Source organism: Massilia sp. TWP1-3-3, assembly GCF_049897805.1.
In the GTDB taxonomy this organism is placed as follows: domain Bacteria; phylum Pseudomonadota; class Gammaproteobacteria; order Burkholderiales; family Burkholderiaceae_D; genus Telluria_A.
Genome location: NZ_JAFCWX010000005.1, coordinates 46,840 through 68,265 on the forward strand (window position 1 = coordinate 46,840; position 21,426 = coordinate 68,265).

A 21,426-nucleotide genomic window follows, 5' to 3' on the forward strand; every position below is an offset into this window, starting at 1 on the left:
CGGTCCTCACTGTGCGCCGGCACCCAGCAGGCGCGCGCGCACCGCAGGGTCAAGCGCCTGCATCAAGTCGTCGACAAAGGCCGCCTGCAGCGCGAACGCGGCTTGGGCGTCGGCGCCGATGGTCGAGACCCGGAACAGGTAGCCGTCGGGGATGTAGTCGGACAGCGCGTACTTCAGCTCAACCAACTGGCGGTCGAGGTAGCTGCGCACCACGCTGCTGCCCATCGTGAACCAGTACGTTACCGGTTCGATGCGCGGCCCGTTCGAAGCCACCATGCGCGTGACGGGCACGTTGCGCCCGCCCACCCGCAGCTGGCCGCTGCGCAGCGCGTCGATCTGAAAGCCTTGCGCCACATAGCACACTTCCTGGCGGTGCGCGCGCAACTGGCGCGTCTGGTTCGATCCATAGGCGATGGCCAGCATCACGCGTTGTCCCTGCGGGTTGACGTAGGTGCGGCTCAGCGTCTGGCTATAGATCTGGCTGATGGCTTCCTGCTTGACGCCGGACGGCACCACGGCGAGCACTTGCGGGTCGAGCCGCCAGCGCCCGAACGCGGCCGGCACGCTGGTTTCGAGCACGATCTTGGGCGCGGTATCGGCCAGCAGTTTTTGCGGCTTGATCAGTACGGCGGCGAGCGCGGCGCAAGCCATCAGCAGGGCCGGCGCCAGCGTGGCGCGCGGCGCGCCGAAGGCTGCGCTGGCTGGCGCGCGCGGCGCGGGCGCGCCGGCAGCGCGCCGGAACAGCGGGATGCCGGGACCGGCCACGCCGACGCGCAATAGCGAGTCGGCCGCGATGATCAGCACCAGCGCGCTGACAAACAGCACCATGCCGGCAAAACCGTGCAGGAAACCCTGCCCCGCCGCGTCACCCAGGTGATAGGTGACCAGCGTGAGCACCAGCACGCGGATCACATTGCTGGCGAAGGAAATGGGCACGATCAGGATGGCCAACAACACATTGCGCGCCAGCGATTGATGGCGCACGACGTTCAGGTACAGCAGGCCAAGCGCCTCGAGCGTAAACAGCGTGTGCAGGCCGGCGCAGGCGTCGGCCACGAGCAACTGGTATTGCCCGATCTGCAAAATGACGCCGGTGCGCGAGATCGGGTAGCCGGCCCAGTAGAGCAGCTTGTCGACCAGGTAGGAGACGGCGGTTTTCATCGGCAGCGTCAGCATGTCGACCAGGGAGCCGGGCAACGGCAGCATGAACAGCATGAAGAACAGGGCGAACCACTGCACCCGCAACGCCGCGCCGCCGCGGGCCAGCAGCAGCAGACCGGCCAGGTTGGCCAGCAGGGAGCCGATCTCGAAGAGCGCGATATCCTGCGAGCGGCCCAAGAAATACAGCCCGCAGCCGAGCAGCAGCGCCGGCCAGCCCAGCCAGCTGCCGGGCGCGCCTTCGCTGGCGGCGAGCATGGCATTCCAGTTGCGGTAAATGAGCCACAGGGCGATGCCGAGGATGATGGGTCCGTGCGCCTGCTCTTCGGTGCCCCAGGGGCCGGTGAACATGCGGTACAAGCTGGGTATGTACATCAGCGCCAGCACCAGCGCCAGCGCCAGCGGGGCCCAGCCCGCGGTCTTGCGCAGGGCGCGCGCGCGCGACGCGCTGCCAGCCGCGCGCGCCATACCAAAGGCGCCATTGGCGGCGGCACTGTTGGCGGCGGCGCTGTTGGCGGCGGCACTGTTCCCGGTCGCGCCGGCACCCGCTGGCGGCAACCGCAGGCTCATGGGAACTCCACCAGCACCGCGCCGAGCACCTTGGCGCCGTTCTGGCCCACCTTGTCGGCCAGCGCATGCAGCTGGTCAAGGTGGGTGCGGTGCTTGCGCGCCACGATCAGCACAGCGCCGGTGCGCGCGGCCAGCAGCAGGGCGTCGAGCGCGCGCGCGCTGGGCGTGACGTCGTACAGCACCACGTCGTGGCGCGCCTCGAAAGCGGCGTTCAGGCTGGTCATCGCCGGGCGGCTGAGTAGCTCTTGCGGATTGGGCGGCAAGGTACCGGCGCCCAGCAGCGAGAGCGTGCCGAACGACGCCAGCGGTTCGGTCAGGTCGGACTCGATGCGCCCGGCGAGCATGTCGGCCAGGCCCTGGCGTGCGCCCGTATTGAAAATGGCTTGCTGCGACGGATGGCGCAAGTCGGCGTCGACCAGCAGCGTGCGCCGCCCGAGCTGGGCAAAGGCGACCGCGAGGTTGGCGGCAAACAGGCTGGCGCCGTCGCCCTGCCCCACGCCGGCCACCACCAGCGACTTGTGGCCGCGCGCGAACCAGCGCAGCAGCAGCTGGCTGCGCACGGCGCGCAGCGTTTCCGCCTGCGCGCCAAAGGGATCGCAGGCGGCCACGAGGTAAGGCGAACAGCCGCCCTGGCCCGGTTGCACGTACGGATAGTCGAACTGGCGCGCCAGCACCTGATCGATGTCATCGTCGTCGACCAGGCCCAGGCGCTGGGCCGCTTCGCCGAAGCGAATGCCCAGTTCGTCCTGCATGCGCAGCACGCGCTCGGCGTGTTCGGGGGTGATTTTACCGGCAGCGAGCAGCAGTGCGCCAATGCGCGACTCGGCGCGGCGCTGCTGTTCGGCCGCGGCGATGGACAGTTCGGAATGGGTCATGCGATTCCCCTAGTTGAGCCGCAAACGGCGCGGCAGCATGGCGAGCATCGGATTGCGGCGCGCGGGTGTGGGCGCGCGCCAGTCGATGACGCCGAACACGGGCACCTGCAGCACGTCGACAACGTCGGCGTCCGAACGCACCCGGCGGTCGAGCATTTCGGCCAGCAAGGCGAACGCCAGACCCAGCATGGCACCCAGGAACAGCGCGACCATGGTGTTGAGCATCACGCGCGGGGCCGCCGCGCCGCTCGGAGCGGTGGCCGGGTTGAGCACGGAAATGTCGGACTGTTCGGATTGCCCCTCAATCTTGGTTTGCGAAAAGCGCTGCGCGGCCGCGTCAAAGGCGCGCTGCGCGCTCTCGACGTCCTTGACCAGCACGCCGAGCTCGTCGTGGTTGCGGTTCAGTTCGAGCACGCGCGTCTTTTGCGCCTCGAGCGCTGCGCGCAGGGCCCCCGCGCGCTGCTTGAGAATCTGCGCGTTGTTGCTCACGCTGTTGGAGGCCGACGCCAGCTGCGCGCCCAGCAAGGTGCGGATCTTGTCGACTTCGGCGCGCACGCTGCGGTACTGCGGGTGGTTGCTGCCCAGGCGCGCGCCCACCTCGGCCAGGCGCGTTTCGGCCGAGGCAAGCTGCACCTTGAGGTTTTGTACCACCGGGCTGGCCGCCACGTCGGGCGACTCGGCCGCGCGCTCGCCCAGCGCCATACCCTGGCGCGAGGCGGCCTCCATGGCCTGGGCCTGGGCCGCGACCAACTGGGCCGACAGGTCGCCCAGCCGGTTCAGCTCAACGTCGACGCGGCTGTCGATGCTGACGATGCCGCGTTCCTGCTGGTATTTTGACAGGCGGCTCTGCGCCGCTTCGACATTGTCGCGCAACAGCCTGGTTTGCTCGTTGAAGTAGGCGGCCGCCTTTTTCATCGGTTCGGCCTTCAGTTCGACCGACAGCTTTTGGTATTCGTCGGCAAAAGCGTTGGCGATGCCGGCGGCAAAGCGCGGGTCCGAACCGCGGAAATTGATTTCCACCACGCTGCTCTCGCGCGACGGCACCACGTCCAGGTTCTTGAGGAGCAAGTCCGCCAGCCAGTCGCGCACGCTGCCCTCGCCGCCGGTGCTGGCGCGAAAGCGCTCCAGCACTTCCGGGCTGGACGCCAGCTTGAGGCGGTCGACCACGCGCCCGGCCACGTTCTTGCTGCTGATGATGTCGATCTGCGTGGCCATGTAGCCCGGCAGCAGCTGGCTGGGGATGACGATGCCGGTCAGGGTGTCCATGCCCTTGTAATTGAGCAGCACCGACGCGGTCGCGTTATACGACTTGGGCAGCAGCACGCTGACCAGGAAGGTCAGTGCAACGGTGACGAGCACGGTGGCGAAGATGATGCGCCTGCGCGCAAGCAGGATTAGCAAGAACTGGAACAGTTTCATCGGGCTACACTCCTGGTGGTGCCGGCGCCGCCGGCGATGGATCAGAACCAGCTCTCCTTGACATACACGACGTCGTCGACCTGGATCAGGTCGTCGCCGCGCGCTTTGATGGTGCGCAGTTGCCCTTGCCCGTCGCGCCGCTTGATGACCAGATCGCGCTCGGTGCCGCGCAGCGACAGCCCGCCCCCGGCCGACAGCGCCTGCGTCACCGTCATGGCCCGTTCCAGGCGAAAGGCGCCGGGGCGCTGCACTTCGCCGTAAATATAGAAGCGGGGCGCACGCTCGACAAAGACAACGTCGCTGCCGCTGACCGGATAAGCGTCACCCAGCTGGCCGGCGCGCATCAGCTGCACCACGTCGACTTCGTCGCGCGTGCTCTGGCCGTTACGCGTGCGAATCAGGCTGACCTTGTCGCCACCGTCGCTGGAAATGCCGCCCGCCATGGCCAGCATGTCCATCAGGCTGCGCTTGCCCTCGACCGGATAGCGGCCCGGGCGGTTGACCTGGCCCAGCACCGACACCGTCTGGCTTTGCACGGCGGTGACGATGATGTTGACCTGGGGTTTTTTGACGTAGCCGCCGGCCTCGAGCAGCGCGGCGATTTTTTTTTCGGCCGCCGCCGTCGACAGCCCGCCGACTGCCACCTGCCCCACCAGCGGAAAGCTGATATTGCCCGCTTCGCTCACGCGCGTTTCAAGCGCCAGGTCGGGGCTGCCGTAGACCGACACCTTGACGACGTCGCCCTCGCCCAGCGGCAGGTCGGCGCCATGGGCAGCGCTGATGGAAAGCATGAACAGAGTCGCCAGGGCGGCATGCAAAAGTCGTTTCATGTTGTCACCTCGCTTGATGAGTGATGATGGGAATTGCCAAAAAAGCGCATGCTTATTTCAGTCCGGCCACGCCGCGCGCGGTCGCTTCGTACCCCGCCGCCGCCGACCGGGTTGGGCCGGCCGGGCTGGCGGGGCTGGCCGGGCTTCCGGCAGCGGCTGCGCTGGCCTGGCTGGCGCCGGGCAAGGCCGCCAGGTTGAGATACTCGATGCGCGCGCCAGCGCGCAGGCGCGCAAGTTCGGCGTCGGCCGCCTCTTTGCCGCGCTTGGTCATGAGGAATTTTTCAATCTGGGGCGCCGCCAGCGCCAGCGAGGCCGGACTGTCCTTGATGCCGGTGATGCTGACCAACATGCTGCGCGCCCCTTCCTTGACCACGAACAGGCGCCCGGGCGTCATGCTTGCCAGCCGGGCCGCCAGTTCGGGCGCGAGGTCGGACGTGGTGCGCGATGCCTCGCCGCGCACGTACTTGATGCGCCTGGCGTCGAGCCAGCCGGCCACGTCGTCGAGCGTACGCGCCTTGTCGGCCGCCAGCTTGAGCTCGTCGCTAAGTTCGCTCGTGTCGATGATGAGCTGCTGCATGTCGAACTGCTTGCGGCGGGCGAAAAATTCGGGATGCTTGCCGTAGTACTCGCTTACTTCCGCCGCGCCGGGCTTGTCGATGCCGCCGATTTTTTTCTGCATGTACGCTTGCGCGACGATCAGCGACTTGGCCCGTTCGATGGCCTGCACCACCTTCGGATCGCGGTCGAGCTTTTCGCGCGCGGCCTCGTTTTGCAGCAACTGGCGGTCGATCAGCGCCTCAAGCAGTTGCTTGCCGGCGCCTTGCTGCTGGGCTGCCTGCACATTGGCGCGCTGCAGTTCTTCGTTCAGCTGCAGCACGGTGATTTCCTTGCCGTTGACGCTGGCAAGCGCTTGCCCCGGCTTGGCCGGCGCATCGTTTTTGCTGCACGCCACCAGCAGGCCGGCGGCAAGCATGAGGGCCAAGATGTTCGTATTCAATTTGACTCCTAGCAATATTGTTAAGATTAATTAATACATAACATTCTGTCGAAATTATCACACACATAAAAAAAGAACGCGCCCATCGTGGCGACGAATTCCGCGCTGCATGCCGGGCTCGTGGCCCCGCCGCTCAGTGCGCGTTTTCGCGCGTGAGCACGACCTTGACGGTCTTGACGATGATCCACAGATCGAGCCACAGCGACCAGCTGCGCAGGTAATCGAGGTCGTAGCGGATGCGCGCTTCCATCTTCTCGAGCGTCTCGGTTTCGCCGCGCAAACCATTGACCTGGGCCCAGCCGGTGATGCCGGGCTTGACCTTGTGGCGCAGCATGTAGCCCTTGATCAGCTTGCGGTACTGCTCGTTGTGCGCCACCGCATGCGGGCGCGGCCCGACAATGCTCATGCGTCCCTGCAGCACGTTGACGAATTGCGGCAGTTCGTCCAGTGAATGGCGGCGCAAGAAAGCGCCCAGGCGCGTCACGCGCGGATCGCCCGCGCGCGCCTGGACGATGGCCGCGCCGTCGTCGGTCACGGTCATCGAACGGAATTTATAGACAATGATTTCCTCGCCATACAGCCCATAGCGGCGCTGGCGGAAAATGACCGGCCCGGGCGAGGTGCACTTGACCGCCAGCGCAATGAGCAGCATGGCCGGCAACAGCGCTGTCTGGATCGCCAGCGCCAGCACAATGTCGCTGCCGCGCTTGATCATGCTGTTCAAGCCCATGAAGGGCGTCTCGCAAATGGCGATGGCCGGCATCCCGCCCACATTGTCGAAGCGCGCCTGCATCAGGTCGAATATATAAATGTCGGGCAAAAAATAGACCGAGGCGGTGGTGTCCTGCAATTCGTCCAGCAGGCGGCGGATGCGCGGCTGGGCCGAGATCGGCTGGCTAATGAAGATGAGCTTAATGTTCTGGGCCCGCACATGGGGTGCGATGTCGGCCATCTTGCCCAGCATCGGGTGGCGCAGCGCGGGCGGGTGGCGTGCGGCCAGGCGGTCGTCGAAAAAACCGTCGACTTGCATGAACAGGTTTTTCTGGCGCTCGCAAATGCGCGCGAATTTCAGTCCCACCTCGTTGGCGCCGATGATGACGACCGAGCGCACTTCCGTGTGCCTGCCCTTGACGACGGCGCCGCGCCGCAAGCCGATATGGCTGACCAGCATCAGCAGCGGCACGGCCAGCACCCAGGCCAGCAACACGCGCGCGTCATAGTAGTACACCAGGCCGCTGGTACGGCCCAAAAACAGCAGCACCGCCACCGTCAGCAGCCAGCCGAACAGCGTGTCGCTCGCGTAGGCCAGCATGCGCCCGCTGCGCCAGGCGCGGTAGGGGTCAACCTGCTGGTACACGGCCGACGAGACGAAAAAGGCCAGGATCATCAGCACCAGCGCGTAGCCGTTGAAGGGCTCGCTGAAAAAGCGCGCCGACAGGTACAGCGTGCCCATGATGATCAAAGGGTCGAGCACGCGCTGGAAAAACGAAATCAGCGGTATGTCGTTGACCGTCATGGCGCGTTCAAAACTGGGCGCTGGCACTCACAGAAAACGTGTTGGCCTTGAAACTGCCGTTTCCCAGGAAGACGGCGCCGCTGCGGCGCTGGTGCGCATAGTTGGCGTTCAGTTGCAAGGTGCTGCGGGGCGACCAGGTGACGCCGAGCGCCGCATTGCGCAGCCGGTCGCGGGCCTGGCCCTGCAGCGCCGACAGAAAGCCCCCTTGATAGCGCCGCCGCTCGCTCGACAGCGAGGCGTCCACCCGCACTTTGGCGCTTGCATCCCAGCTGGCCCCGGCGCTGGCGCCGCGATTCAGGCTGTAGCTGACCAGGTCGCTTTCGACGGCGGCGAACTCGCGCCAGGCCGCCGCGTTCAGGCGCAGTTTCTGGCGCGGATTGAGGCTGGCCGTGACGCGGCCGTTAAAGCCCTTGGCGTCGCGCTGGCCAAGCAGCTCGTGGCGGCGCCTGGCGTAGCCGGCCAGCACATTGACGCTGCTTGCACCGGTGACGTTCCAATGGACCTTTGCTTTAAGCTCGTCCTGGGTGAAGTCGTCGTTGACCAGCATGCCACTGATGCTGCGTGGATTCGGATAGCGTCCCTTGACGCGGCGCACCACCACGCCGGCCGTGCTCCCGCTGCGGGGCGTAAAGTCAAGACCTGCCTCCAGCGCGTCTTCAGTGCGGTCGTTCACTTGCTGGATGGGAATTTGATAGCTGTACTTGTCGCGCGCGGCGGCCACGCGCAGGCGCCACTGCGGATGCATGCGCCAAGCGCCGTCGGCATGGCCGCGCCGGTGCTCGCGCAGGTTGCGCTCGCGCGTGCGGATATCGGTGTACGGCGCCAGCGTTTCGGCGTAACTGGCACCCAGGCTGCCTTCAAGCCGGTTGCCGAGCTGCCAGTCGAGCAGGCCGAGCATGTCCTTGCCGTTGTAGTCGATCTGCTTGAAGTGATCGAACTTGACGCTCGACACCTTGCCTTGCAGGTAGACCTTCTGGCGACCGTAGGCCTTGTCGAACAACAGTCCACCGATCAGGTAGCGCGCCCAGTCGCTGCGCTGGTTGTCGAAGGCGGGCCGGTCGCCGGGGATGCGAAACAGGTTGTCGTCGTGGAAGGCGCCGGCGCTGGCAACCAGGTGAAAGCCGCCCAGGGGGCCGGGCGGAGTTTCAGGGCGCTGCTGGGCCGCCGCGCCACCGGCGAAGGCCAGTAGCAGAAGAGGTAGCACCAGCGGCGCAAGGCCGGGTGCAAACGCCGGCCCGGGGCCAGGATGAAGACGCGAAATGGTTGCCATCGTCGTTTGTCTTGGTGTTTGGTCGTTCTGTTAGCACGGCAATCATTACCAAAATGTCCATTGAGCAGTACGCACGATCCACAGGCCGAGGATGCCGTTGGTCACGCCATGCGCAACAATGGCCGGCCACAGCGATCGCGCTCGCATGTACAGCACGCTGTAAGCGGCGCCTGCAACAATGCCCGCCAGCCAGAGGTTATGCTCGAAGCCGAACAGCACTGCGGCGATGGCCACGCTCGAGAGCCTGACCTTGGCTGGATCAACGGATTCAAAATTGCTGTTGTCGAGCCAACGCAGCAGGAACGAGCGCCAGAACAGCTCTTCCATTACAGGCACCACCAGCGCCGCGCCCGCAATGCGCAGCCCCACCAGCAACCAGTCGACCTGGCCGTTGGTACGGGGGTCGAAACCTGCCGGGGAACCGATCAGCATCCAGCCGCTGCTCAGGCTGATCCACAGTGCAAAAACGGCCAGGCCGACCAGCACAGCGATACCAGCCCCTATAGGAGTGAGCCGGATGCTGTGGAGTTCCGTGTAGTATCGCCAGCATATGACCAGGGTCACGACAACGGTAAAGATCTTGACGGGATAGAGCCAGCGCAAAGCAGACGCGGACACGCCTAGCCGCTCGCGCAAGTCGGCGACGACGATGAAGGCCATGTAGGCCAGGAAAGGAAGGATGCGCACCCATGCCGCGTGGCTGAGCATGGGCGCGTTGGCGGTGCTCGCCTGGAGTGGGGATTGCCTGTCGTTGTCGGACATACTGTTCCATTTCCAGGCACGCGGCCCGTGAATCTCACCCTTGCTATCAGCCCTTGGCGCGCGCCTCGATCAATTCCCATTTTTCAAGCGCGTCCACCAGCAACTGGTCGATCTGCTCGAAACGGGTATTCATGCGCTTGGCGTCGGCCGGATTGGTCTTGTAGAAATCCGGCGCATTGAGCTGGGCCGTGATGGCCGACTGCTCGTCCTCGAGGCTGGCGATCAACAGCGGCAGCTCGTCGAGCTCGCGCTGTTCCTTGTAGCTCAACTTGACTTTTTTGGCAACCGGCGTTTGCGCGGCGGCGGCGGCGGCGGCAGCCTTGGCGGCCGGCTTGGGCGTGGCCGGGGCCAGCGCCTTGACGCGTTCCCAGTCGCTGTAACCGCCCACGTATTCGCGCCAAAACCCATCGCCTTCGGCCGCGATGACCTGGGTCACCACGTTGTCGAGGAAGGTACGGTCGTGGCTGACCAGGAATACGGTGCCGGTATAGTCTTCCAGCAATTCCTCCAGCAATTCGAGGGTGTCGATGTCCAAGTCGTTGGTCGGCTCGTCAAGCACCAGGCAGTTGGCCGGCTTGGCGAACAGGCGCGCCAGCAGCAGGCGGTTGCGTTCGCCGCCCGAGAGCGACTTGACTGGCGAGCGCGCGCGTTCCGGCGCGAACAAGAAGTCGTTCAGGTAACTCATCACGTGCTTTTTGGCGCCATTGATTTCGACCCAGTCGCTGCCCGGCGCGATGGTGTCCATCAGCGTGGCGTTCTCGTCGAGCTGAGCGCGCATCTGGTCGAAATACGCGACCTGCAGCTTGGTGCCCAGCTTGACCTTGCCACTGTCGGCGGTTTCTTCGCCCAGGATCATTTTCAGCAAGGTGGTCTTGCCGGCGCCATTTGCGCCAATTAGCCCGATCTTGTCGCCGCGCAGGATGGTGGCGCTGAAGTCCTTGACGATGACTTTTGCGCCGTAGCTCTTGCTTACGCCCTCGAGGTCCGCCACGATCTTGCCCGAGCGCTCGCCCGATGTCACTTCCAGCTTGACCTGGCCTTGCTGGTCGCGGCGCGCGGCGCGCTGCAGGCGCAGCGCTTCGAGACGGCGCACGCGCCCTTCGTCGCGCACGCGGCGTGCCTTGACGCCCTTGCGGATCCAGATTTCTTCTTGCGCGAGCACCTTGTCGAACTTGGCCGCTTCCACTTCTTCAATTTCCAGCTGTTCGCTCTTGCGCGTCTGGTAGGCGGTAAAGTTGCCCGGATATGACAGCAGCTTGCCGCGATCGAGTTCAATGATGCGGGTCGCCACGTTGTCGAGGAACGAGCGATCGTGGGTAATGAACAGGACCGAGCCCTTGAAGTCGCGCAGCAAGCTTTCCAGCCACATGATCGAGCGGAAGTCGAGGTGGTTGGTCGGCTCGTCGAGCAGCAGCACGTCGGGCGCCGACACCAGCGCCACGGCCAGCGCCACGCGCTTTTGCATACCGCCCGAAAGCGTACCCATCAGCATGTCGCCCGATAGGCTCAGCCGGTCAAGCGTGGTATCGACCTTGTTTTGCATGCTCCAGCCGTCGCAGGCGTCGAGCTTGACTTGCAAGTCGTGCATGCGGTCCATCAGCGCGTCGTCGTCGCCCTGCCCGAACTGGCCGGTCAGTTGCTCGTACTCGGCCAGCATGGCAGCTTGCTCGCCCATGCCGGCGGCAACCGCGTCGAACACGGAGGTGGCCGGGTCGAAGCTCGGTTCCTGCTCGACGTAGGCGATTTTCAGGCCCTGTTGCTGGACCAGCAAGCCATCGTCGAGCTTGAACTTGCCCGAAATGACTTTCAACAGCGATGACTTGCCGGTGCCGTTGCGCCCGATCAGGCCGACGCGCTCCGTGGTTTCAAGGGAAAATTCTGCATGATCGAGCAGCGCGACGTGGCCGAACGCGAGTTGCGCCGACGATAGGGAGATGACAGCCATAGTGATTTCAGAGTGCGCGGCCCGGAACTGGCGGCCAAATTGAGGAAAGAACGCAGTATTGTACAGATAGATGCGCTACAGCACCCATCTGGGTGCCAATTTACCGACAAGCGACCGACAAGCGACCGACACGCAGGGCGGCAAGTGGTGGTATCGCCAGCAGGAATCGAACCTGCATCTATCCCTTAGGAGGGGATTGCACTATCCATTGTGCGATGGCGACACACCAGCGGCGAATTATACAGGGTAGGCAGGCGTGCCGAAAGCTCAACAAGGGCATTGTTGTACGCGGCCGGTTGCGCGGCCCTCCTTCGTCGTGGCGCTAGTCGCCAAGAAACCGTTCCATTGGCGTTAAGGGGCGCGACAATGCTCACACAACGGTAAGCGCGATCAAAACGGCGCAACAGGCGCATGCCGCTTCCACCAGCGGCCTAGCTGCTGCCCACCGCGCTGTTCGCCGCAAGCAAGGTAACCGCACACCAGCGCGCCCCCTTCCCGCAAGCCATCGTTGCCGGCGCACAGTTTGCAGACCAGCTTACGCGCTACCGCCCCATCGTTGAGCAAACCGAGTTGGCGCTGCAAGCCGGCCATTGCCCCAAGATACGGGCGCACGCGCCTGGCGGGATACACCGACGCAAAAAATTCAGCGGCATAGCGCGCGCGCTTGGCCGCGATGCGCACGCGGTGCCGCTGCTCCGGCGTAGCGCCCTTGAGCTTGCTTCCACGCTTGAGCAGACGCTGCTGCTCCGCTGCCAGCACGGTATCGGCGAAATCGACAGCGTGCATCTTCAGCCGGGTCTTGCCTTTGGGCGATAGACCATCGCGCCAGCCGCGTTGGTCCACCCACTGTTCCAGGTGCTTGACCAGCCTTTTAAATCGCAGTGAGGAAACTTCCCGGGCCACCTGTTCGTGCGACGCCAGGCGTGCCTGTTGCACGGCATCCCTGACGCCGGCCAGCGCAGGGTTGCCCGGCAATGCATCCTCGACCTGCGGCAGCGTTTCGGTCAGCAGCACGTCCCAGTCGCGCGCCGGTCCGAGCTGGTCCATCAGCCACACCAGTTCCAGCGCGATCTCCTCGGGCGAGCGCAACACCTCATCGAACATCGCCAGCGCGGCGCGCAAGCGGCGCACTCCCACGCGCATCTGGTGCAAGCTTTCCATGTCATGGAAACGCGTAACGCCGACTTCGTTTTCCAGTATCTGTTCGATACCGTTGCGCATGATCGCCTCGAAGGATTGCTCCAGGCTCATGCGCTTGCTGAGGTGCAAAGCAGCAGCCTTGGCTGCTTTGGGTGTCGTGGGAAATTGAACAGCGGCGTCCATGTGAGTTCCTCCTCACTGCCATTGTGAGCGTGATTACCATACGAGGTGGTTTCGTTACCTCATTGTATGTTCAAGCAGTGAGCGTCCCGGCACCTTCGATCAGCGATCAGCGATCAGCGATCAGCGATCAGGCAGGCTGTCCAGAAACGCGGGACCACAACCGCGCAAGCGGGCCGGCGTGTCATCAATGAACGGCGGCGCCAGGATATTGTTGGCATATAGCGCGATCAATCCCGAGACCAGCAACACCGGCAGTGCAGTCCAGCCCAGTGGTTCGTAGGAATACCCCATGGCGCCAACGATGCACAGGCCGCCGAACACAAGCAGCCCAAGAGCGGTCAGATTGAAGGCGCGGCGGCGCTGACGATGCGCGCCACACAGGCCGATGGCGAGTTTGACTTGCTTGCGTACGATCAGGTGGGCAATGATGTAAAACAGCAGCGCGACAAACAGCAGCGCGACAAACAGCAGAATATACCAGCCCGGACTGTGCCAACTGTAGGTGCGCGGCTTGTCCATGGTCGCCGGCGCATTGCATTTCACGCAGCGCTCAGGCAAGCCTTGGCCCGCCGGCACCACCAGCAATTTGCCATCTCGAAAGCATTCAGTTCCCGAACTGTTCAGTGCGGACTGTGGTGGGGCATACGGATTGGCAACGGGTTTGTCGAAATTCAAGATGGCGCTCCGAGTGTCTCTGGTAACAGGATGATTGTTGCACATGCGCGCCGCAATAGTGGCGTGCCATCCTCATGCAAAATCATGACAAAATGTAATTTTTTGTATGTGCAGACAGACAGTGTTGGCCCTACGGCTCAGGAATCACCGCCGTCACCTCGATCTCCACCCGCGCCCGGTCTTCGATCAGCCCGGCCACCTGCACCGCCGTCATGGCCGGAAAATGGCGCCCGATCACGTCGCGATACGCCTGCCCCACTTCCTTGTGCGCGGCCAGGTATTCCTTCTTGTCGAGCACGTACCACGTCATGCGCACGATATGCTCCGGCTTGGCACCCGCCTCGGCCAGCACATCGACGGCATTTTGCAGCGCCTGGCGCACTTGTCCCGCAAAGTCGTCGGTATGAAACGCGCATTGGCCATCCCAGCCGATCATCCCGCTCACATGCACGCTGCGCCCGCTGGCCGCTATGCCGTTTGAATAGCCGCGGGCGCGGGCCCACCCGGGAGGTTGAAGAAAGTCCATGTCAAACCCTTTGTTGTCTAGCCGATCTGCTGTTCAGTGGCCGCGTCGCGCAGCAGTTCGCGCGCGATGATCAGCTGTTGCACTTCGGTCGCGCCTTCATAAATGCGCAAGGCGCGAATCTCGCGGTACAGCCGCTCCACGGGGTGCTCGCTCACCACGCCCAAGCCGCCAAACATTTGCACCGCCGCATCGATCACCTTTTGCGCCGTTTCGGTCGCCGTCATCTTGGCCATCGCCGCTTCCTTGGTCACCTTGCGGCCCTGGTCGCGCTGCCAGGCGGCGCGGTAGGTCAGCAGCGCGCAAGCGTCGATCCCGGTTGCCATCTCGGCCAGCTTGGCCTGCGTCAGCTGGAAGTCGGCCAGCGTCTGGCCGAACATCTTGCGCGTGGCGGCGTGGGCGATCGCTTCGTCAAACGCGCGCCGCGCAAAGCCCAGGGCAGCGGCGGCAACCGAGGTGCGAAACAGGTCCAGCGTTGCCATCGCCACCTTGAAGCCTTGCCCGCCCTCGCCCAGGCGTGCACTGGCCGCCACGCGGCAATTGCGAAACACCAGGCGCGCCAGCGGATGCGGCGCGATGACGTGGATGCGCTCGGCGATTTCCAGGCCCGGCGTATCGGCGTCGACTATCAAGGCGCTGATGCCGCGCGCGCCGGGCGCTTCGCCCGTGCGGGCAAACACCACGTAAAAGTCGGCGATGCCGCCATTCGAGATCCAGGTTTTTTCGCCATTCAGCACATAGCTGTCGCCATCGCGCACCGCGGCGCACTGCATCGCCGCCACGTCCGAGCCAGCCTGCGGTTCCGACAGCGCGAACGCCGCAATCGCTTCGCCGCGCCCCACGCGGGCCAGGTAGCGCTCCTTGTTGGCAGCGCTGCCGAACAGCGAAATGGCGCCGGAGCCCAGACCTTGCATTGCAAAGGCGAAGTCCGCCAGGCCATTGTGGCGCGCCAGCGTCTCGCGAATCAGGCAAATGGCGCGCGTATCGATGGCGCCGCTGTCCTTGCCCACGGCGAAATGCAGCCAGCCGGCGTCGCCCAGCTGGCGCACCAGCTTGCGGCAATCTGCATCGACATCAAGCCCGTGCGCGCCGGCCACGTGTTGCAAGGCCCAGGCGTCGAGCGATTTTTCCAGTTCGCCATGGGCCGGCGCGAAAAACGGCCAGTCCAGATAGGTTTTGTCTGCCATGTCAGTCGCCTTCAAATTGCGGTGTTTGTTTGGCTACAAAGGCGTGGTAGGCGCGATGAAAGTCGTTGGTCGCCATGCAGATTGCCTGCGCCTGCGCTTCGGCTTCGATCGCTTCATCCACGCCCATATTCCACTCCTGCTGCAGCATTTTTTTGGTCATGCCGTGCGCAAAAGTGGGGCCGTCGGCCAGCGCGCGCGCCATTGCCTGCGCCTGCGCGAGCAGCGTTTCGGGCTCGCTGATGCTGTTGAAAAACCCCCAGCGCTCCGCCTCCGTGCCCGACATCGAACGCCCGGTGTACAGCAGTTCGGCGGCCCGGCCCTGCCCGATCACGCGCGGCAGCAGCGCGCAGGCGCCCATGTCGCAGCCGGCCAAGCCCACGCGCGCAAACAAAAAGGCGGTCTTGCTGCGCGCCGTGCCAAGGCGCAGGTCCGACGCCAGCGCCAGGATCGCCCCGGCGCCGGCGCAAATGCCGTCAACGGCGGCGATCACGATCTGCGGGCAGGCGCGCATCGCTTTGACCAGGTCGCCCGTCATGCGGGTAAAGGCCAACAGGCCCGGCATGTCGAGCTGCGTGAGCGGGCCGATAATGTCGTGCACGTCGCCACCCGAACAAAAATTTTCGCCGGCGCCCGTGATCACGAGCGCCTTCACATCGTCGGCATACGCCAGCGCGCGAAACAGGTCGCGCAGTTCGGCGTAGGAGTCGAACGTCAGCGGGTTCTTGCGCTCGGGGCGGTTCAAGGTGACGGTCGCCACGCCCTGGTCGACGTCAAAGCGAAAGTGCGTGGCCTGGTAGTTGGCCAGCGCGTTGCGGTTGCCCGGCAGCTGCTGCGCCTGGCCTGGAAGATAGCGCATGGTGAGTCCTTAATCTTTCTTGTCGTCCGACGTGTTCAGGTGCTGCTTCATGTGCGACAGCAGGTGGATCAATCGTCCCTTGTCTTCGGGCGAAATCGCGTGCAGCATCTCGGCGATCCAGCCTTCGTGCACCACCGCCATCTGGGCAAAGGTGAGCCGCCCGGCGTCGGTCAGCTTGACGGTGTAGACGCGCCGGTCCTTCGCATCCGGCACGCGCGCGACCAGCTTTTCCTGCTCCAGCTGGTCGGTGATGCCGGTGATGTTCCCGCCGGTGACCATCATGCGCTTGGACAGCTCGCCCATGCGCAAGCCGTCCGGATGGCGTTCGAGCTGCGCCATCAGGTCAAAGCGCGGCAGCGTGATGTCGAACGTGGCGCGCATGCGGCTGCGGATCTCGTTCTCGATACGCACCGTGCACGAGAGCATGCGCAGCCACAGTTTAAGCGACTGGTGATGGTCTTGCGTGAGGCGGCTGGCAAGGTCCAGCGCCGCCTCCTGATTGCCGTTTTCCATTTCGCCCATGTCAGCTCTCCAGGAGTTTGGCCGCCACCTGCTGCGGCGTGAGGCCGGCGCCGGCGGCGGCCAGCTGCCGCTCGCGCTCCAGGTTGCGTTCGAGCTGCAGCTTGGCGGGCCGGTACTGCTTGGGCCACTCCACCGCCGCAAAGCCGATCCTGGCCGTCTCGGTCAGCGTCCACGCCGGGTTGGCCAGGTGCGGACGACCGACCGCGCACAGGTCCGCGCGCCCGGCCGCGATGATGCTGTTGGCGTGGTCCGCCTCGAAGATCGCGCCTACCGCCATTGTGGCAATGCCCGCTTCGTTGCGCACGCGGTCGGCGAACGGCGTCTGGAACATGCGCCCGTAGACCGGCTTCTCCTGCTTGCTCACCTGTCCCGACGAGCAGTCGATCAGGTCGGCGCCGGCGTCCTTGAACAGGCGCGCGATCTGCACCGCGTCGTCGGGCGTGATGCCGCCTTCGACCCAGTCATGGGCCGAAATGCGCACGCTGATCGGCTTGTCCGCCGGCCAGGCCGCGCGCATGGCGCGAAACACCCGCAGCGGATAGCGGCAGCGGTTTTCCAGGCTGCCGCCGTAGGCGTCCTGCCGGTAGTTGGTCAGTGGCGAAATGAACGAGGACAGCAGATAGCCGTGCGCGCAGTGCAGCTCGATCCAGTCAAACCCGGCTTGCGAAGCGGCGCGCGTCGCGCGCACGAAATCGGCCTCGATGCGCGCCATGTCTTCCTCGGTGGCGGCGCGCGAGACTTGCGACACGCCTTCCAGGTACTGCTGGCTGGACGCCGACACCAGCGGCCAGTTGCCGTCGGCGAGCGGCTGGTCGATCCCTTCCCACATCACGCGGGTCGATCCCTTCGCGCCCGCGTGACCGAGCTGGATCGCGATTTTGGCGCTGGTATTGGCATGCACAAAGTCGACGATGCGCGTCCACGCAGCCGTATGCTCAGGCGTGTACATGCCCGGGCAGGCGGGCGTGATGCGCGCGTCGGCCGACACGCACGTCATCTCGGCGAACACCAGGCCCGCGCCGCCCATGGCGCGCGCGCCCAGGTGCACCAGGTGGTAGTCGCCGGCCACGCCATCGACTGCCGAATACTGCGCCATGGGCGAGACCACGATGCGGTTCTTGAGCGTGACCGCGCGCAGGCGGAAGGGCGTGAGCATCGGCAGCATTTGACTTTGACTTTGACCCTGCCGCTGGCTCGGCGCCGCCACGCCTGCCTGTTCGCAGGCGCGCCGCGCAATCCACTCCTCAAAACCGGCCACGTAGGCAGCGTCGCGCAGGCGCAGGTTTTCGTGCGACAGGCGCTGGCTGCGGGTAAGCATCGAGTAGGCAAACTGCGGCGCTTCCATCGCGCTGTAGCGTTCAACGTTTTCCAACCACTCCATCGAGTTGCGCGCGGCGCCCTGCAGCTTGAGCACTTCGAGCGCGCGCGCGTCCTGGTATGCCTCCAGCGCGTCGCGCGCCGTGGCGTGCTTGCCACAGCAGCGCGCCAGTTCTATGGCGTCTTCCAGCGCCAGCTTGGTGCCCGAACCAATCGAGTAATGCGCCGAGTGCGCCGCGTCGCCCATCAGCACCACTGGCGTGGCGCCGTTCCAGTGTACCCACTGGGCGCACGCCACGCGCGGGAATGTGATCCACATGGCAGAACCGCGCAGGTGACTGGCGTTCGACATCAAGCCATGGCCGTCCAGCTGGTCGGCGAACAGGCGCTCGCAAAACGCGACCCCCTCTTCTTGCGTCATCTGTTCCAGGCCGCTGTTGCGCCATACTTCCTCGGGCGTCTCAACGATAAAGGTCGAGGTGTCGGCGTCGTACTGGTAAATGTGGGCCTGGAACCAGCCATGCTCGGTTTGCTTGAAGGCGAACGTGAACGCGTCGAACTTCTTGCGCGTGCCGAGCCACACAAAGCGGCAGCGGCGCGCTTCCACCTGCGGCTGGAAAGTGGCCGCATAGCGCTTGCGAATGCGGCTGTTCAAGCCATCGGAGGCGATCACCAGGTCGGCCTGGTAAGCGGCGGCGATCTGCTGGTCGTCCTCGACATCGCATTCGAAGATCAGCTGCACGCCCAGCTCTTCGCAGCGCCGCTGCAAGATATTGAGCAGGCGCTTGCGCCCGATGCCGCAAAAGCCATGCCCGCCCGAGGTGATGCGTTCATCCTTGAAGAAGATGTCGATATCGTCCCAGTGGTTGAACGATTGCAAGATGGCGCGCGCCGATTCTTCATCGGCCAGCGACAGGTTGCCCAGCGTCTGGTCGGAAAACACCACGCCCCAGCCAAAGGTGTCGTAGGGGCGGTTGCGCTCGACGACGACGATGTCATGCGACGGGTTCTGCTTTTTCATCAGCAGACTGAAATACAGGCCGGCGGGTCCCCCGCCGATACAGACGATGTTCATTTATGCGGCTCGCAGTTTGAAGCGTTGAAGCTTGCCCGTTTCGGTACGCGGCAGCTTGTCGATGAAGGTGATCGCACGCGGATACTTGTAGGGCGCAATCTGCGCCTTGACGTAATCCTGCAAATCGCGCACCAGTGCGGCGTCGGCCGCCACGCCCGGCTTGACGATGACGTAGGCCTCGACCAGCTGGCCGCGTTCGTCGTCGGCGCGGCCCACCACGGCGCATTCGAGCACCGCCGGATGGCGCAGCAGCACGTCTTCCACCTCCGGGCCGGCGATGTTGTAGCCGGCCGAAATGATCATGTCGTCAGTGCGCGAGCGGTAGTAAAAATAACCGTCGGCGTCCATTTCATAGGCGTCGCCGGTCAGATTCCAGCCGTCGTGCACATAGTCCAGCTGGCGCGCGTCGGCCAGGTAGCGGCAGCCGGTCGGGCCCTTGACGGCCAGACGCCCGATCACGCCGGGGCCGGCCAACGCCCCGTCGGCGCCGATAATGCAGGCTTGGTAGCCGGGCACCGGCTTGCCGGTGGCGCCGGGCCGGATGTCGTCGCCGGCGGCCGAAATGAAAATGTGCAGCAGTTCGGTCGCGCCGATGCCGTCGATCATGCAAAGGCCCGTTGCCGCCTGCCAGGCGTCGCGCGTGGCCAGCGGCAGCGCTTCGCCGGCCGACACGCTCTTGGCCAGGCTGGACAAATCAAAACCGGCGGCCAGCGGCGCCATCTGGCGGTAAAAAGTGGGCGCGGTAAAACAGACGGTGGCGCGGTAGCTGGCAATCGCGGCCAGCAAGCTGTCAGGGGTGAGTTTTTCCAGCAGCACGCCGGCCGCACCTACGCGCAGCGGAAACAGCAGCAGTCCGCCCAGGCCAAAGGTGAACGCCAGCGGCGGCGTGCCGATAAAAATATCGTCAGCCTGCGAGGCGAGCGTGTGGCGCGGGAAGCAGTCGCAAATGGCCAGTGCGTCGCGATGAAAATGCATCGTCCCTTTTGGCACGCCCGTGGTGCCCGACGTAAAACTGATCAGGCAAACGTCGTCGGCGGCCGTGTCCAGCGCTGCAAAGGGCGTTGTGTGGCGCGCCATGCGCAGTTCCAGCGCATCCGGCTGGCCCGGCGCGTTGAAGTAGACGATGTGGGAAACCGGTCCAGCCAGAGCGTCGATCTCGCCGCGCAGGTTGGCCGAGCAGAGCACCGCGTCGATGCGCGCCTTGCCCGCGATGGCCTCCAGTTCGCGCGCGCGCAGCAGCGGCATGGTCGGCACGGCGATCAGCCCCGCCTTGAGCACGGCCAGGATGCAGGCGGCCATCATCGGGTTGTTGGCGCCGCGCAGCAGCACGCGGTTGCCGCTGACCAGGCCCAGGTCGCGCCGCAGCACGTGGGCAATCGCGTCGACCCGGCGCTGCAGTTCGCCATAGGTCCAGCGCTCGCTTGCGCCAATGACGGCGATGCGCTCGCCCCAGCCTCTGGCCACGGCCGCGTCAAGCAGTTCGGCCACGCAGTTCAGGCGCGCGGGATAGGCTAGCTCGGGCAGGTCGAAATGGAAGTCGGGCCACTGCTCGGGCGGGGGCAGATGCTCGCGCGCGAACGTGTCCTGGTAGGCCGATGGGCTCAATACTGGTGCAGTCAAGCGTGTCATGGTCGCCCCGATGCGGTTCAGTCAAATATCCGAGCAGATACTTTAGACTTAAACTATCGCCCGATCAAGACAAATCGCAAACCAGGCGGCAAACGTGGCGGCGCATCTGGCCCGGCAGGCTCGGCAGGCTCGCGGCGCTTCAAGCTCCCAGCGATCAGGCGGCGCGCTGCAGCCGCTTGACCGCTTCGCTCTGGTGCATCACTGCGCGCACTGTCTCGCCCAGCGCGTCGCGCACCTGCTCGTCGTCGAGCGTGCCTTCGGGAAAGCCGCGCAGGATGGCGGCCGCCTCGCCCAGGCCGAGCGTCAGGCAACCGGCGTGCAGGCGCTCCAGACGCACGCGCGCCTGGCTCGACTGGCCTCCCGCGAGCAGCGCGGCGATGTCGCCGCTGGCACTGGTGAGCTGCGCCTGAAAGCCGCCCAGATAGACCAGCAGGCGTTCGCCGTTGATGCCCAGGCGCTGCATGGTGGCCTGCGCGGTCTCGGCGCCGGGCGTGGGCGCGGGTGCAAACGGCGCCATGTAGGTCTTGACCTGCTCGCCCTGGAACGGCTTGACCAGGTAGCCGTCCACGCCCAGGCCTTCGGCTTGGCCGACCGTGGCGCTGTCGTTGGCGGAGGTGACCAGCACGAACGGCATGGCGCCCAGCGCGCTGTCGGACTTGACGCGGGCCAGCAGATCCATGCCAGACAAGCGCGGCATGCGCAGGTCGCAAAAACAGATCGCGGGGCGCAGGCCGTCTGCCATTTGCTGCCAGGCATCCTCGCCGTCTTCGGCTTCGAGGATGTCGAATTTGCCGCACGCGTCGATCAGGTGCATGAGCACCATGCGCGAGACCACGTCGTCGTCGACTACCAGAACTTTCATGCCTGTCTCCATTGTGAGGCCTGCTCGTAGTATGGCAAGTCAATCAATATTACAGCAAATTCATGGGCGATTTAAGCATTAAATATTGAACAACTCAAATTGAACAAGGCCATGT

Annotated in this window: 18 protein-coding genes and 1 tRNA gene; all 19 read right to left on the reverse strand. The window is 64.9% G+C overall.

Annotation, left to right across the window (positions count from 1 at the left end; all coding sequences use genetic code 11):
• Positions 1 to 6: 6 nt before the first annotated feature.
• The 19 genes from xrtB to ACP7D4_RS06375 all read right to left on the reverse strand — a co-directional run bounded on the left by xrtB (position 7) and on the right by ACP7D4_RS06375 (position 21,311).
• Positions 7 to 1,728, reverse strand: a complete 1,722-nt coding sequence (gene xrtB / locus ACP7D4_RS06285) for an exosortase B (protein WP_426208220.1) — start codon at positions 1,726 to 1,728, stop codon at positions 7 to 9.
• The gene (locus ACP7D4_RS06290; RefSeq protein WP_426208222.1) at positions 1,725 to 2,603 is read right to left on the reverse strand and encodes a polysaccharide biosynthesis tyrosine autokinase; all 879 of its coding nucleotides are present in this window, start codon (positions 2,601 to 2,603) and stop codon (positions 1,725 to 1,727) included. The genes xrtB and ACP7D4_RS06290 overlap by 4 nt, the downstream gene beginning before the upstream one ends.
• 9 nt (positions 2,604 to 2,612) lie before the next feature.
• A complete protein-coding gene (gene epsF, locus ACP7D4_RS06295; RefSeq protein WP_426208224.1) occupies positions 2,613 to 4,022 on the reverse strand; it encodes a chain length determinant protein EpsF in 1,410 nt (469 codons plus the stop codon).
• A gap of 41 nt (positions 4,023 to 4,063) precedes the next feature.
• Positions 4,064 to 4,852: a polysaccharide export protein EpsE gene (gene epsE, locus ACP7D4_RS06300; RefSeq protein WP_426100680.1), complete on the reverse strand. Its 789-nt coding sequence runs from the start codon at positions 4,850 to 4,852 to the stop codon at positions 4,064 to 4,066.
• 52 nt (positions 4,853 to 4,904) lie between these two features.
• The gene (locus ACP7D4_RS06305; protein WP_426208225.1) at positions 4,905 to 5,849 is read right to left on the reverse strand and encodes an EpsD family peptidyl-prolyl cis-trans isomerase; all 945 of its coding nucleotides are present in this window, start codon (positions 5,847 to 5,849) and stop codon (positions 4,905 to 4,907) included.
• Positions 5,850 to 5,982: 133 nt separating this feature from the next.
• Entirely contained in the window at positions 5,983 to 7,365 is a 1,383-nt protein-coding gene (locus tag ACP7D4_RS06310) for an undecaprenyl-phosphate glucose phosphotransferase (protein ID WP_426208227.1), read from the reverse strand.
• Between the two features lie 7 nt (positions 7,366 to 7,372).
• Positions 7,373 to 8,635: an XrtB/PEP-CTERM-associated polysaccharide biosynthesis outer membrane protein EpsL gene (gene epsL, locus ACP7D4_RS06315; protein ID WP_426208230.1), complete on the reverse strand. Its 1,263-nt coding sequence runs from the start codon at positions 8,633 to 8,635 to the stop codon at positions 7,373 to 7,375.
• Between the two features lie 45 nt (positions 8,636 to 8,680).
• Positions 8,681 to 9,397 carry a CAAX prenyl protease-related protein gene (locus ACP7D4_RS06320; protein WP_426100672.1) on the reverse strand — a complete coding sequence of 239 codons (717 nt, stop codon included), beginning with the start codon at positions 9,395 to 9,397 and terminating at the stop codon, positions 8,681 to 8,683.
• A gap of 46 nt (positions 9,398 to 9,443) precedes the next feature.
• Positions 9,444 to 11,342, reverse strand: coding sequence for an ATP-binding cassette domain-containing protein (locus tag ACP7D4_RS06325; protein ID WP_426208231.1), 1,899 nt, complete (start codon positions 11,340 to 11,342; stop codon positions 9,444 to 9,446).
• 148 nt (positions 11,343 to 11,490) lie between these two features.
• Positions 11,491 to 11,565, reverse strand: a tRNA-Arg gene (locus tag ACP7D4_RS06330).
• A gap of 167 nt (positions 11,566 to 11,732) precedes the next feature.
• Positions 11,733 to 12,665: a CHAD domain-containing protein gene (locus ACP7D4_RS06335; protein ID WP_426208233.1), complete on the reverse strand. Its 933-nt coding sequence runs from the start codon at positions 12,663 to 12,665 to the stop codon at positions 11,733 to 11,735.
• Between the two features lie 120 nt (positions 12,666 to 12,785).
• On the reverse strand, positions 12,786 to 13,385 hold the full coding sequence (locus ACP7D4_RS06340; protein WP_426208234.1) for a hypothetical protein: 600 nt from the start codon (positions 13,383 to 13,385) through the stop codon (positions 12,786 to 12,788).
• 85 nt (positions 13,386 to 13,470) lie between these two features.
• The gene (locus ACP7D4_RS06345; protein ID WP_426208235.1) at positions 13,471 to 13,866 is read right to left on the reverse strand and encodes a RidA family protein; all 396 of its coding nucleotides are present in this window, start codon (positions 13,864 to 13,866) and stop codon (positions 13,471 to 13,473) included.
• A gap of 17 nt (positions 13,867 to 13,883) precedes the next feature.
• Positions 13,884 to 15,050: an acyl-CoA dehydrogenase family protein gene (locus tag ACP7D4_RS06350; RefSeq protein WP_426100663.1), complete on the reverse strand. Its 1,167-nt coding sequence runs from the start codon at positions 15,048 to 15,050 to the stop codon at positions 13,884 to 13,886.
• A gap of 1 nt (position 15,051) precedes the next feature.
• Entirely contained in the window at positions 15,052 to 15,906 is an 855-nt protein-coding gene (locus ACP7D4_RS06355; protein WP_426208236.1) for an enoyl-CoA hydratase family protein, read from the reverse strand.
• Between the two features lie 9 nt (positions 15,907 to 15,915).
• A complete protein-coding gene (locus ACP7D4_RS06360; RefSeq protein ID WP_426208237.1) occupies positions 15,916 to 16,428 on the reverse strand; it encodes a MarR family winged helix-turn-helix transcriptional regulator in 513 nt (170 codons plus the stop codon).
• Between the two features lies 1 nt (position 16,429).
• Entirely contained in the window at positions 16,430 to 18,820 is a 2,391-nt protein-coding gene (locus ACP7D4_RS06365) for a bifunctional salicylyl-CoA 5-hydroxylase/oxidoreductase (RefSeq protein WP_426208238.1), read from the reverse strand.
• Positions 18,821 to 20,449 carry an AMP-binding protein gene (locus ACP7D4_RS06370; protein WP_426208240.1) on the reverse strand — a complete coding sequence of 543 codons (1,629 nt, stop codon included), beginning with the start codon at positions 20,447 to 20,449 and terminating at the stop codon, positions 18,821 to 18,823.
• Positions 20,450 to 20,603: 154 nt separating this feature from the next.
• Positions 20,604 to 21,311 carry a response regulator gene (locus ACP7D4_RS06375; RefSeq protein WP_426208242.1) on the reverse strand — a complete coding sequence of 236 codons (708 nt, stop codon included), beginning with the start codon at positions 21,309 to 21,311 and terminating at the stop codon, positions 20,604 to 20,606.
• Between the last annotated feature and the right edge of the window lie 115 nt (positions 21,312 to 21,426).